The organism is Bartonella ancashensis (assembly GCF_001281405.1).
Taxonomy (GTDB): domain Bacteria; phylum Pseudomonadota; class Alphaproteobacteria; order Rhizobiales; family Rhizobiaceae; genus Bartonella; species Bartonella ancashensis.
Genome location: NZ_CP010401.1, coordinates 841875 through 855847, shown reverse-complemented (window position 1 = coordinate 855847; position 13973 = coordinate 841875). Strand labels below are relative to the sequence as shown.

Here is a 13973-nt window from a genome sequence, read left to right as displayed (position 1 = left end):
ATTCTAACCAAGCTCTGCCAATCGACCAGATAATGCATAAGCCCATTGTGTGATATTACCAGCACCAAGAAAAACCACATAATCGCCAGGCTGCGCAACTTGAGCTACAACCGTAACAACATCCTCTAATGTATCAACCAAACGTGCATCACGATGATTGGCCATTTGAATGCGTTCTACCAATTGCTTAGAATCAAAACCAGCAATCGGCTCTTCTCCTGCAGCATAAACTGGCGTGACCATAACAGTATCAGCATCATGAAAACAAGTGGAAAAATCATCAAACAAATGATACAAGCGCGAATAACGATGTGGTTGTGCAATAGCAATGACGCGTCTTTTTGTGCTCTCGCGGGCTGCATGTAAAACAGCTTTTATCTCAACTGGATGATGTCCATAATCGTCAAATATATAGATACCACGCCAACTACCTACTTGTGTAAAACGCCGTTTTACTCCACCGAATTCTGCTAACCCTTTCCTTATGGCTTCATCCGAGATTCCAAGTTCATGAGCGATGGTAATCGCAGCTGTAGCATTAGAAACATTGTGCCGCCCAGACATAGGTAGCACTAAATTTCGTAATTCAGTTTGTGTGCCTTTTTTTCGAGATTGAATAAAAATATCAAAATGTGCTTTTTTGCCTTCCATGGAAAAATTTGAAAACCGAACATCAGCTTGCGGATTACTACCATACGTAATTACCCAGCGATCATCAATGCGGCTTGCTAACCTCTGAACTTCTGGATGATCAAGACACATAACTGCAAAACCATAAAACGGCACATTCTCTAAAAATTTCTGAAAAGCATCTCGTACAGCATCAAAACTTTTATAATGATCTAAATGTTCAGAATCAATGTTTGTAACAACTACAATATCGGCTGGTAGTCTTAAAAATGTACCATCGCTTTCATCAGCTTCAACCACCATCCAATCACCATCACCCATACGAGCATTGGTTCCATAATCATTAATAATACCGCCATTAATAACCATTGGATCTAAATTACCTGAATCAAGAAGTGCAGCTACCATTGATGTAGTTGTTGTTTTACCATGCGTTCCACCAACAGCTATTGCTCTCCGGAAACGCATTAATTCCGCTAACATCTCCGCACGCTTCACGATTGGTAAATGCCTTGCTTTTGCTGCAATATATTCAAGGTTTGTTTTTTTAATAGCTGTGGAAACAACAATAACCTTTGCATCTCCTAAATTTTCAGCTTTATGACCAATATAAACGTTGATTCCTTTTCTTTGTAAACGCTCAACATTTGCACTTGTAGTCTGATCAGATCCCTGAACCTTATATCCAAGATTATGAAAAACCTCAGCGATCCCACTCATTCCAATACCACCGATACCTATGAAATGGATCAAACCTATATCAAGAGGCATCTTCATTAAAAAACTCCATTTTAATATCTGATAATGACTTTCCTGAGATCAGTGCTTCCACCATATCTGCAAGGATACTGGTTGCATAAGGTTTGCCAACCTTTTTTGCAGCAAACGCCTGTTTTTTCAACATATCTTCTTCACAGCAAATCCTCGTCAAAAGAGAAGAAAGTTTTTGTGCACTTAAATCTTTTTCCGCTATAATTTCTGCTCCTCCTGCTGAAGAAAGCTTAGCTGCATTCGCTGCCTGATCATGATCCAGAGCATGTGGATATGGAACGAGCAAAGCCGGACGACCAATCACAGCAATTTCACAAACTGTTGAGGCACCGGAACGTGACATAATAAAGTGAGACCGTGCAATGTGTTCAGCCATGTTATCAAAAAAAGGCGCAATTTCTGCCTGTACCCCCATTTCATCATAAATTGTCGCTAAATTTGTTGATTTACTATGAGCTTGCTGAACTATGTGTAAACGCTGGCGTATATCATGATCCAGTAAAGAAACAGCTTCAGGAACAACCCGTGAAAAAAAAGAAGCTCCTTGACTCCCACCAAATACTAAAAAACGAAATGGTTTCTGATCAGCAGAAATACAATAAGGGATCTTTGCAGCTTCAAGAACATCTTCACGAACAGGGTTCCCTGTCAAAAATGTCTTATGAGCATACTGTCCTCTATCCAATAATAAACCACCTGCTATTGCACTAACACGACTTGCTAAAAACCTATTGGCACGTCCCATTACAGCATTTTGCTCATGAATAAACGTTATATGCCTGGTTAAAGCTGCAATCAGGATAGGAGGAACAGAAGGATAACCGCCAAATCCACCAACAAGAACAGGACGTAATTTACGAAATAGAAGCCACGACTGCACAGCTCCTTTCAAGAGACGCCAAAATGTCTTTACGATTGCAAAAGGATGACGGCGTACAAATGTTGCAGATGAAATGATGTGCACATGTTCTTTATCAAAATGACGTACAAAACGTCTAGCTCTTTCATCTGTTGCCAAATGAACATCATATCCACGACACCTTAATTCAGCAGCAAGAGCTTCTGCAGGAAAAAGATGCCCACCTGTACCACCTGCAGCTAAAACAATAACTCTTTTATCTGTCATGGACAATATCCGAAACAGGAGATGATTGAAAAAATGAAAACCGTGTTTCTGGCCAACGACGCGTTAAGCTAAGTAAAATACCCATCGAAAAAGCAATCGCCAACAAAGATGAGCCACCATAAGAAATAAACGGCAACGTCATACCCTTTGGAGGTATCAAATGCAGATTAACAGCCATATTAATTCCTGATTGCAACCCAATAATCATCGCTATACCAGTAATGCCTAAACGCGTAAATGAATCATGTGTATTCAATGCTATATAAAGCGAACGTATAACGATAAAAGCAAAAAGCGCCATAATCAACAAGCAGAAGATGATACCATATTCCTCAGCAGCAACAGAAAAAATAAAATCTGTATGACCATCAGGAATGATACGCTTAATTTCTCCTTCACCTGGCCCTCGACCAAACCATCCACCATTCAAAATCGCTTCACGTCCCATATCAACTTGAAATGTATCCCCCTTACCTGTCAAAAAGCCATTGATACGCTCGTGTACATGATGGATAAAGAAGTAAGCTAAAACTCCCCCTAATATAGCCAAAACAAGAAATAGAAGTACGATAATGAGAGATACTCCAGCTACAAAAAACAGACCACCCCACGTTGCACCAATTAAAAGTGTTTGACCAATATCAGGCTGTAAAACAAGAAGAGTACAACAAATGGCACAAAGCGCGACAGCCAGTATACAACTAAGATTTCTATGATGTCGCATTTGATCTGAAAAAAGCCAAGCAGATATAATAACAAAAGCTGGCTTCATAAATTCTGATGCTTGTAAAGAAAAACCAAACACAGAAACCCAGCGCCGTGCTCCCTTTACCTCGATCCCAAACAATAAAGTCGCTACCATCAGAATAAGTACTATAATCAGCAAAAGACTGCATAAACGACGAATGTTCCGTGGTGAAAAAAAAGAAATCGTCATCAAAATAAAAAAAGCGGGTATGCAAAAAATAATATGCCAGCGAACAAAATAAAAATTGTTACTGATCCCTATTCTCGTTGCAATAGCAGGACTAGCTGCAAAAGATAGCATAATGCCAATCCCCATTAAAATTAAACAGGCAGAGAGAATAGAGCGATCAATTGTCCACCACCAATTAGAGATTGGGTCTCGATCTGCACGCGTAATCACCATTTTTCTTGATCCTTATCCACCATTCAGCTCTAAAGAGACGTAATTTTCTGATCTCCTTTTAAAAAATTCAAATATAGTTACACTGAAAAGGATTCTGGATTCTTAACGTAACTATAATTTCACAATTATTATCACTTTAATCGCAGAACAGAAGAAATAAACGCTTCCCCACGTATCTCATAATTCTTAAACTGATCATAGCTTGCACAAGCTGGCGAAAACAAAACAACTGTCTCTTTTTCGTCATAACAGGCCGCATCAATAGCAGCTTCAGCAACTGCATTTTCTAAAGTTAAACTCATTGAAAAAGGGAATGAAGAACCAATGACACCAGAAAAATCTTTCGCTGCAGTGCCAATTAGATAAGCCTTCCTAATTTTATGAAAAAATGGTTTGAGGATGTCAATTCCACCTTCTTTTGCCTGCCCTCCAAGAATCCAAAAAATATTATTAAAAGCAGCAAGTGCAACAGAAGACGCAGCAGCATTAGTAGCTTTACTGTCATTGATAAATAAAACTGATCCTATTTTCCGTACTTGCTGCATGCGATGCGCAAGTCCTGCATAACTTGTTAAATGTTCTTCGATGTGGGCATCCTTAATTTTTAATATCTGCAATGCTGCCAAAGCCATCAAAGCATTTTGTGCATTGTGACTACCACGCAGTGAGGTAGCACGAACAAGATCAGCGAGCATATAACGTTGCCCATGGCATACAAAAAATAGCTTTGTTCCTTCTGCATAAAAACCATTTTCGATAAAATTCTCTTTAGAAACTGCTTGAACTTGGCATCCCTCATTCACAAGCTCTTCATACAAAACCCTACAAGACTCATCATCAACTGAAATAACTGCACAAGAAGCTTGAGAGACAAGAGACCTTTTTGCTTGTATATAATGGGCAAAACTACCGTGACGGTCAATATGATCGGGTGTCAAATTCAATAAAATACCAACAGTTGGCTGAAGAGATGGTGCCAAGTCAATTTGGAATGACGAACACTCAATAACATAAATACGCTTTGCAACAAATGGCTCCAGCATGAGTACGGCTGTTCCAATATTTCCTCCTACCTGCACATCATGACCAATTTGTTTTATAAGATGAGCAAGTAAAGAAGTTGTTGTCGATTTACCATTTGTACCAGTGATAGCAATGAATGGAATATCCTGATCACAAAAACCATGCTGCCGCAAAAAATAATTCCGTGCACGAACAAAAAGTTCAATATCACCAATAATTTCTATATTTTTTTGGCGTGCTTTACAAACAACCCAATGAGGTTCTGGATACACTAAGGGTACTCCTGGTGCCAAAACCAATGCAACAAACTTCGACCAATCTTCGTAACGAAGATCCCGTGTTACAATATTTTTTTTTCGAGCTTCTTCCACACGAATAGGGTCATCATCCCACGCAACAACCTCTGCTCCACCCAAAAGGAGAGCTTGCACTGCAGATAAACCCGACCGCCCTAATCCAAACAAAGCAATTTTTTGATTTTTATAGCACTCAACAGCAATCACAGCCCTATCTCAACTTAAGTGTTGAAAGACCAATTAATGCCAATACAATGGAAATAATCCAAAACCGCACAACAATTTGACTTTCAGTCCAACCCTTCTTTTCAAAATGATGATGAATTGGCGCCATAAGGAATATACGTCTTCCTGTCAATTTAAACCAGCCAACTTGAATGATGACTGATAATGTCTCTAAAACAAACAACCCTCCTATTACAGCTAAAACAATTTCATGTTTCGTGGCAACAGAAACAACACCCAATAACCCACCAAGCGCCAATGAACCAGTATCACCCATAAAAATAGCTGCAGGAGGCGCGTTAAACCACAAAAATCCAAGACCAGCACCAACAACAGCTCCCAATAAAACAGCTAATTCACCAACTCCTGGAACATAATGAATTTGTAAATAATCAGCAAAATTTACATTACCAGAAAGATAAGCAATCAATGCAAAAGACAACGCTGCAACCATCACGGGAACGATCGCAAGACCGTCAAGACCATCTGTCAAGTTCACCGCATTACCAACCCCCACGATAACACAGGCGGTAAATGGAATAAAAAACCAGCCTAAATTGATAAAGTACTCTTTTACAAAAGGCAGAGCTAATCCCGGTGAACCAGCTTTTACAATGATGATAGAAGCAACCGACGCAATTAAAAATTCTAAACTTAACCGCGCCCTACCGGAAAACCCCTTGTGTGTTTGCTTTGTAACTTTAAGATAATCATCATACAGACCTATCCCCCCAAAAGAGAGCATAACCAATAGAGATACCCAGATATAAACGTTCGACAAGCTACACCATAAAAGCGTTGAAACAATGACACCACTTAAAATCATAAGTCCACCCATAGTGGGTGTTCCAGCTTTTTTGAAATGCGTCTGTGGACCATCTGCTCGGATAGGCTGCCCTTTCCCTTGACGCATTTTAAGAGAAGCAATCATGCTAGAACCGAACAAAAAAACTATTAAACCTGAAGTCAGAATAGCTGCCACAGTGCGAAAAGTAATATAACGAAAAACATTTACACCTGGAACTAAATCGTGAAACAAAGATAAAAGTAGCATCATAACGCAAAAACCCTGTAAAGAACGATAGGAATCGTTACTTTATCAATTTATAATGATCAAGAAGAGCAGTTACAATATGTGATGAACGAACACCATGGGATGATTTGATCATGACAAGATCTCCCCTTGTAATTTCAGAAATAATGGGTGGTACAATATCTTCTACACGCTCAGCGTAGCGAACTTCAATATCAGCCCCAGCAGAAAGGTCAATGGCTAGAGACTTCATTTCTTTACCAAATAAAAAAACAGGATTAGCCCCACAAGCACGCACAGGCTTTACCAAATCACGATGAAATTTTTCACTATAAATTCCCAATTCAAGCATATCCCCTAAAATTGCAATACGTCGACCACCTGGACCTATCGGCCCTGTGGCAAGAAGATCAAGGGCAGCACACATAGACGCAGGATTAGCATTATAACTTTCATCAATTAAATGGAACTCTCCACCATCTGGTAATGACAGTTGGTAACAAAGACCTCGGCCTTTTGGAAGAGAAAAACTTCTCAATGCAAGTGCAGCACGCTCCAAATCAGCACCAACAATATCACATGCAGCCACAACAGCAAGACTATTATGCACACTATGTCGACCAGAAGCGCCAATCTCAATTATTAACTCTCTACCCCAAAAGAACATCACCACACGAGAAAAATCATCTAGAAAACAAATTTTTTTTGCCTGATAATCGGCATGATGCGCTTCTCCAAAACTCACAATCTTTTTTACACCACACCGTTCTGCTTTTTGAGTCAAATAGGAAAAAAAATCACTATCTGCATTGAGTAACGCAACACCTTCATCATCTAATCCTTCAAAAATTTCAGCTTTTGCATCTGCAATTTCTTCAAGATTTTTAAAAAAACCCATATGCCCAGCAGCAATATGGGTAATCACAGCTACATGCGGACGAACCAACTTTACTAGAGGGCGAATTTCATCCCTATGATTCATACCAATCTCAAATATACCGTAATCACTCTCCATAGGCATCCGTGCCAAAGTCAACGGCACACCCCAACAATTATTTAGAGAAGCAAGATTGGCATGAACCTTTCCTACCGTTTCAAGTGCCAATTTAAGAGCTTCTTTTGTTGTCGTTTTGCCAACAGAACCCGTTATGGCTATTATTCTAGCTTTCGAGCGTTCCCTTGCCGCTTGTGCAAGTCTTTCTAACGCCTGTAAAACATCAGAAACAACAATAAGTGGAGCTGCTATTTTTTTCATCTCGTCTAAACGATTTTTCTCGACTATGAGAACCCCCGCACCTTTTGCATGAGCGTGTGCAGCAAAGTCATGCCCATCTAAATGATTACCTTTAATACAGAAAAAAATATCGCCACTTACAAGAGTGCGACTATCAATGGATACTCCGGAAAAAACTTCAGGTAAATATCCAATCGCAACACCATTCATCACAGAAAGAAGTGTCTTTCTATCCCATAAAACCATTATTTTTTCCTTTTCTCCAAAGCAGCAATTACTTCTGAACGATCTGAAAAAGGATACACTTTTTGTCCTATAATTTGACCATTTTCATGACCTTTTCCTGCAATAATCAATGTGTCACCTGCCTCAAGCATCTCCACTGCATGATAAATTGCATCACTTCGATTCGCTATCTCCAAAGCACCTGGTGCTGCCTGTAAGATATCCTTGCGGATTTTTTCTGGTTCCTCAGTACGAGGATTATCATCAGTAATAATAACGATATCAGCCTTATTAACTGCAATTTCTCCCATCAAAGGCCTTTTCCCCTGATCACGATCACCGCCACAACCAAAAACAAGAATCAAACGCCCAAGAGTAAAGGGACGGACAGAAAGTAATACTTGCTCTAAAGCTTCTGGTTTATGAGCATAATCCACATAAACACACGCATTATTTTCCGTTTTTCCAACAAGCTCTAACCTACCAGGAGCTCCTTTCAGTTTTTTAAGAGAAGAAAATACTTTATCTGCAGAAGCGCCCGTCGTAATGGCTAAACCGGCAGCTATAAGCGCATTAAAAACATGAAAATTTCCTACAAACGGCAAATCAAATGCATAAATATTATTCTCTATACGACATTCAACATATTGTTTTGCACGTTGATGCTCAACACGATTAAGCGTAATAAATTTCCCTTTACGCCCCACTGTTAATACGCGGCGACCGATCTGTGTGACATGATCAATAACCCTTTGTGAATAAACATCGTCTGCTGCAATGAGTGCAGGTGCATCTTGTGGCAAAAGTGTATCAAACAATCTCATTTTAGCATGCAAATAATCTTCCATGCATGTATGATAATCCATGTGATCACGACCCAAATTGGTGAAAGCACCAGCAGATAAATGCACTCCATCAAGCCGACTTTGATCAAGACCATGTGAAGATGCTTCCAGTGCAACATGTGTAACACCTTCATCTGAAATTTCACGTAAAAGACGATGCAAAACAACTGGATCAGGTGTTGTTAAAGAACTGTAATCATTACGTTTAGGAGAAACAAGCCCCACTGTCCCAATACTAGCGGCACATAATCCCACATGCTGCCAAATCTGCCGAACAAACGAAACAACCGATGTTTTACCACTCGTACCCGTAACGGCAACAGCAACCTTAGGTTGCTTACGATAAAAACGCGCAGCCGCTATGGCCAAACTGTGCCGCACATCAGGAACACAGATAACTGGGATAGGTAAATCACTAAACATAAAATCGCAGTCCGTGACAATTGCACATGCACCACGTTTTACAGCATCACTTATATAGTTCCTACCATCACCTTTGTTTCCTCGAAGAGCAACAAAAACATAACCAGGAAGTACCTGTCGAGAATCCACGCTTATCCCTGCAACTTTAATCAGAGAAAGGCTGTCACCTTCCATACATTCTGTAAATAATGCGCCAAGTAACATGACCCCTTACCTCCGAACTCCTTTTACTATTGTTTCTAGCAATCAAAAACTGCTATTTATGCATCAAGACCATTTCATGTTCTTTTTTAAAATCTGACTTTACTCCAAGAAAACTGGCCGAACGACGAACAATATTAGCAAGCATCGGCCCTGCATTCATCCCAGCTGTGACTGAACGTTTTCCATCTTCAGGTTGCGGTTCATCAATGATTGTTAAAACAACATAAGCAGGATTATCAATAGGAAAAGCAGCAAGAAAACTATTAAAATTCTTCGTTTTAGAATATTTGCCATTTTCAATTTTCTCAGCTGTTCCTGTCTTGCCACCAACACGATAACCTTCTACCTTTGCACTACGTCCAGAACCTATCATGCTATTCAATTCATAAAGGTAACGCATCTTCTCACTTGTTTGAACATGAAGTACTTTTTGGGCATTTTTCATAGCCTTCTCTTTAGCACGCTTCAAAAAGGTTGGTTCAATCAACCAACCACCATTCATTAAAGCTGCTGCACCTACTGCTGTTTGTAGCGGTGTTATCGCCATGCCATGTCCAAAAGAAATCGTCATAGAACTGATCTCGCTCCAATGACGCGGCAAAATGGGACGAGCAGTCTCAGGCAATTCCGTTGTCAAACGATCAAATAAACCAAATCGTTTTAAAAAATCTTGATGTTTATCAATTCCTACCGCTAACGCTTCCTTAGCAGAACCTATATTAGAAGAATAGACAAAAACTTCCCATAACTTTAGAGGACGATTTTTTCCGTGAAAATCATGAATAAAATAGCCCCGACTCGCTTGAAGTGGCTTGGAAGCATCAATGACACTGTTTAAGTTAAAAAGACCTGAATCGAGCGCCATTGCAGTTGTAAAACTCTTTATGATCGATCCCATTTCAAAAGTTCCAGCGGTTATTCGGTTTAAGCGATCATTTTTAAGAGCATCAACAGGATTGCCAGGATCAAAATCAGGAACAGATACCATAGCCAAAATTTCACCTGTATGAATGTTCAAAATAACAGCTCCTGCTGCAATTGCTTTATAACGCTCCATCCCTTTTATAACTTCGTCTCTCACAATTTCTTGAACACGCACATCTATTGAAAGTTGAATGGGCTTTAATGGTGATTCATCAGCAAGACCAGTGGCACGAAGAATACTTAAACCAGCATCGTCAATATATTTTTCCATGCCTGCTATGCCTTGATTATCAACATTAACCATACCAAGGATATGCGACGCGACAGAACCACCCGGATAAAAACGGCGTATCTCAGTACGAAAGCCAATTCCCGGAATACCAAGATCCATAATTTTCTTCTTTTGTACTGGAGTTAATCCACGCTGAATCCAGGAAAAACCTGACTTTTTTTTCAAGCGATTATAAATTTCCTGAAAATTAAGCTTTGGTAAAACAGTTGAGATAAGTTCAATTGTTTCATCTACATCAATGATGCGTCGTGGTTCGGAAAAAAGCGAGTAAGTTGCTATATCCGTTGCCAGCAAACGCCCATTGCGATCGATAATATCAGGACGAGTTGCTAGTGGTGGAGTTACTGGCCCTTTAGTTTCTTCAATTTTTTCATCTTGAAACCCATAGGAAATAAGATACTTTCCCATGATTGCATAAAGAATAACAACACAGAACAAAGAAAAAACTAATCTTTGACGACAAAAAGAAGGATAACGCACAGAAAAATCGAAGCTATCTGATTTTTTTTCTAAACACTTTCTTTTTCGAGAAAATACGCGAAAGAACTTCATCATTGCCTACTCTTTCGAATAACATGATTCTTTGAAGAATCGTGATTAACTCCTCCTGAGAGCATATCATCTTCAAAATCATATTTTTTGATTAATTCTTCAATGCTATCATATGAACGAATTGGAATATCCTCCAATTCAACAATTTGACGGGGCTTTATCATCTCTAACCCTAACTCTTGCTGGTAACGCTCTGCAAGCTTTGCCATTCGCGCAGGATTTGTTATCATGGCCCATTCAGCGCGAAGCAGTTTTAGTGCGTTTTTCTCTTCTGCAATTTCATGCTCAATACGGTGTAATTCATTAATTTGTTTCTGGGAATCATATTTCACCTTGTAAGTAAAAGCTGCTATACAAATCATGATTGTAACAAGAATGATATCCAACGTACGAAAAACTACCATTGCTTGCTGCCTTCAGAACGAGCGATCTTTTCTAAACCTAATAGTTCTACATCCGTTTGCATGATATCAGCCTGAGTACGGACACCTATACGTAACCTTGCAGAGCGCGCACGTGGATTGCGTTGCAACTCTTCCTCAGTCGCAGTTATTCCTCCTTTGAACAACGAAATAAAGGTTGCTGGTGTGGCTTTCATTTCAGGAAGATGACGTGATCCCTTGTGCTTCCCTGAGCGGGCAGCAAAGAATCTTTTCACCATACGATCCTCAAGAGAATGAAAACTTACAACACCTAAACGTCCTCCTACTTTCAAAATTTTTTCAGCAGCTAATAAACCACGTGCAAGTTCCCCAAGCTCATCATTAACATAAATGCGAATTGCTTGAAAAACACGCGTCGCAGGATGAATATGATCACCCGGTTTACGCCCAACAAGATCTTCAATTGCACGGGCAAGATCACGTGTCCGGAAAAAAGGACAGACACGACGGCGCTCTACAATCATTTTTGCGATCCTATTTGAATGACGTTCTTCTCCTAGGATTCTAAATATCTGAATTAAATCATCCACCTTAAAATGATTAACTACATCACTTGCAGTAAAACCAGTTTGAGCCATCCGCATATCTAATCGACCATCCCGTTGAAAAGAAAATCCTCGTTCAGCTTCATCAAGCTGCATTGAAGAAACACCTACATCAAGAATGACTGCATCTACCTTTTCTTCGATTACACGATCTAACTGAGAAAATTCCATCTGAAGTAAGCGAAGACGTGGAAAAAATTCATCAACAAGAGCCTGTCCTCCACGAACTGCATGAGGATCACGATCAAGAGCAATAACAGTTGCACCCAAATTCAAAAAAGCACGCGTGTAACCACCAGCACCAAACGTGCCATCAACCACCTTTGCACCACGCAACGGCGCAAGACCAGCCAAAACCTGCTGTAGCAATACTGGAATATGGCATTCAGTTCCGTTATCCTGTTTTGTCACAGTACCTCATCTTTATTTATATCTTCAGATCAACAGCCACTTAATGGTAAATAATGCTACCAATAATCAAAACCTTAACTCTCAATATTGCCCCACAATAATTATGAGGCCAAAGTCGATCAGTGAGGATCATTAGCTTATTTTACTTAAAAAAATATTATAAGTAAAAAATCACTCCGAGAAGTCTAAATAAAATTACGTGAAAGGTTTCCAAACAACCTATGTTGTAAATAGCATGACAAAAAAATCAGTCGGCCTATAAGCCGGGTTCTGTATGGTAAAGCTTATACTTTACGTGGCAACCATTCATCTAGGACAGATGTTACCACCTGCCTCATGCAACCTACCCAAATGACTCACCTGAAAACTGGCTGCAAAAAAATCTTGCACGTCATTTCTATTTGGTCTTGCTCCCGGTGGGGTTTACCTTGCCGCACCCATTACTGAATACGCGGTGAGCTCTTACCTCACCCTTTCACCCTTACCTATAAAAATAGGCGGTCTACTTTCTGTGGCACTTTCCCTAGGGTCACCCCCGCCGGGTATTACCCGGCACCGTCTTTTCGTGGAGCCCGGACTTTCCTCACCTATCACTTTAAACTTAACAAGATAAGCGCGGTTGCCCGACCGACTGATTTGTTACTTATAAAATATTTTTCATCACGTGAAAATAGAAACCCTAAAATATCTCGTACGTATCAAATAACCCATTACTGCAATGGAATTTAGTATAAAAGTAAACTCAATAGTTTCATGAACAAGATTGGTTATTCTACCACGTGATATATGACCTGAAAATTTCATTTTGTAGCAAAAAATCACCACTCTGCCAAAGATATCTTAAATGAATAACCCACTATAATTTATAAAAATAATTGAACGTACTGCTCAAATCACTCTTAGCAAAACAACTTAATGAACACGGAACACGGGAAAATTCCTCTATCCCTTATTCATACGACACCAATTATTTATATTGGAATATTTATTCCATATTCGCGGTACATTATTGTGGCCAAAAGTTAACAGCAATCCTTAAAAAACAAAACCCGACTGAAATAAATCAGCCGGGCCAGACGATCTAAGGGATCCACGCGGGGGGGGGGAGGGGAGAGGCTCCCTGACCGTCCTCATGCTGACAACAAAGGGCCAGCACAATATTTGTTGCTATGATAAAATATTTCAAACAACAAGAACTTCTTGTCATTACATGGCAGAAAAAAGAAAAAATTGTTATAAATGTTGTAAAAATGAAAAAATTTAGACAAAAAATACTAAAATTGGTCCAATTTGAAGCATCTTTATCTCAAATATGTCGACAATATTTTATTGTCATACAAATTTATGTAAAAACCTCTCTTGTAATTTTTTATGTTCTAATACAAAAAAACAAGAAGCTGGATTTCTGTTACAGGTAACTTGCAAACAAACGCCGAAAATACAGTCAAAATTATTTACAAAAATCATATAACTTCGCCAACATTGCGCTTAAACAAAACCCTTTTACAACAGAATCAGTCCTTGTTTTTTTCTGTAGCTTGAAGCCGTCCTTCAATCATGAAATGTAACACAGCACACACTTGGCTTGCACCTATAAAAGACAAATTTTACCCTTCATATA

At 39.4% G+C, this 13973-nt stretch carries 10 protein-coding genes and 1 other RNA gene; all 11 read right to left on the bottom strand.

Annotation, left to right across the window (positions count from 1 at the left end):
* Positions 1-3 precede the first annotated feature (3 nt).
* The 11 genes from murC to rnpB all read right to left on the bottom strand — a co-directional run bounded on the left by murC (position 4) and on the right by rnpB (position 12987).
* Positions 4-1407, bottom strand: coding sequence for a UDP-N-acetylmuramate--L-alanine ligase (gene murC / locus PU02_RS03795; protein ID WP_053944140.1), 1404 nt, complete (start codon positions 1405-1407; stop codon positions 4-6).
* Positions 1391-2527, bottom strand: coding sequence for an undecaprenyldiphospho-muramoylpentapeptide beta-N-acetylglucosaminyltransferase (murG, locus tag PU02_RS03790; RefSeq protein WP_053944139.1), 1137 nt, complete (start codon positions 2525-2527; stop codon positions 1391-1393). The genes murC and murG overlap by 17 nt, the downstream gene beginning before the upstream one ends.
* Positions 2517-3677, bottom strand: coding sequence for an FtsW/RodA/SpoVE family cell cycle protein (locus tag PU02_RS03785; RefSeq protein WP_053944138.1), 1161 nt, complete (start codon positions 3675-3677; stop codon positions 2517-2519). The genes murG and PU02_RS03785 overlap by 11 nt, the downstream gene beginning before the upstream one ends.
* A gap of 131 nt (positions 3678-3808) precedes the next feature.
* Complete coding sequence (gene murD / locus PU02_RS03780) at positions 3809-5203, bottom strand: UDP-N-acetylmuramoyl-L-alanine--D-glutamate ligase (RefSeq protein ID WP_053944137.1); 1395 nt, start codon at positions 5201-5203, stop codon at positions 3809-3811.
* 4 nt (positions 5204-5207) lie between these two features.
* Positions 5208-6278, bottom strand: a complete 1071-nt coding sequence (gene mraY / locus PU02_RS03775) for a phospho-N-acetylmuramoyl-pentapeptide-transferase (protein ID WP_053944136.1) — start codon at positions 6276-6278, stop codon at positions 5208-5210.
* 34 nt (positions 6279-6312) lie between these two features.
* Positions 6313-7737: a UDP-N-acetylmuramoyl-tripeptide--D-alanyl-D-alanine ligase gene (locus PU02_RS03770; protein ID WP_144417873.1), complete on the bottom strand. Its 1425-nt coding sequence runs from the start codon at positions 7735-7737 to the stop codon at positions 6313-6315.
* Positions 7734-9185, bottom strand: coding sequence for a UDP-N-acetylmuramoyl-L-alanyl-D-glutamate--2,6-diaminopimelate ligase (locus PU02_RS03765; protein ID WP_053944134.1), 1452 nt, complete (start codon positions 9183-9185; stop codon positions 7734-7736). Before PU02_RS03765 ends, PU02_RS03770 begins: the two co-directional genes overlap by 4 nt.
* A 52-nt stretch (positions 9186-9237) precedes the next feature.
* Positions 9238-10953 carry a peptidoglycan D,D-transpeptidase FtsI family protein gene (locus PU02_RS03760; protein WP_053944657.1) on the bottom strand — a complete coding sequence of 572 codons (1716 nt, stop codon included), beginning with the start codon at positions 10951-10953 and terminating at the stop codon, positions 9238-9240.
* Entirely contained in the window at positions 10953-11357 is a 405-nt protein-coding gene (gene ftsL, locus PU02_RS03755) for a cell division protein FtsL (RefSeq protein WP_053944133.1), read from the bottom strand. The genes PU02_RS03760 and ftsL overlap by 1 nt, the downstream gene beginning before the upstream one ends.
* Entirely contained in the window at positions 11351-12352 is a 1002-nt protein-coding gene (gene rsmH, locus PU02_RS03750; protein ID WP_053944132.1) for a 16S rRNA (cytosine(1402)-N(4))-methyltransferase RsmH, read from the bottom strand. The genes ftsL and rsmH overlap by 7 nt, the downstream gene beginning before the upstream one ends.
* Positions 12353-12595: 243 nt before the next feature.
* An RNA gene (gene rnpB, locus PU02_RS06435) (RNase P RNA component class A) lies at positions 12596-12987 on the bottom strand.
* Positions 12988-13973 lie beyond the last annotated feature (986 nt).

Excerpts from the sequence above, each read along its gene's own strand:
- murC (WP_053944140.1), bottom strand. The coding sequence starts at position 1,407 with ATGAAGATGCCTCTTGATATAGGTTTGATCCATTTCATAGGTATCGGT.
- murG (WP_053944139.1), bottom strand. The coding sequence starts at position 2,527 with ATGACAGATAAAAGAGTTATTGTTTTAGCTGCAGGTGGTACAGGTGGG.
- PU02_RS03785 (WP_053944138.1), bottom strand. The coding sequence starts at position 3,677 with ATGGTGATTACGCGTGCAGATCGAGACCCAATCTCTAATTGGTGGTGG.
- mraY (WP_053944136.1), bottom strand. The coding sequence starts at position 6,278 with ATGATGCTACTTTTATCTTTGTTTCACGATTTAGTTCCAGGTGTAAAT.
- PU02_RS03765 (WP_053944134.1), bottom strand. The coding sequence starts at position 9,185 with ATGTTACTTGGCGCATTATTTACAGAATGTATGGAAGGTGACAGCCTT.
- PU02_RS03760 (WP_053944657.1), bottom strand. The coding sequence starts at position 10,953 with ATGAAGTTCTTTCGCGTATTTTCTCGAAAAAGAAAGTGTTTAGAAAAA.
- ftsL (WP_053944133.1), bottom strand. The coding sequence starts at position 11,357 with ATGGTAGTTTTTCGTACGTTGGATATCATTCTTGTTACAATCATGATT.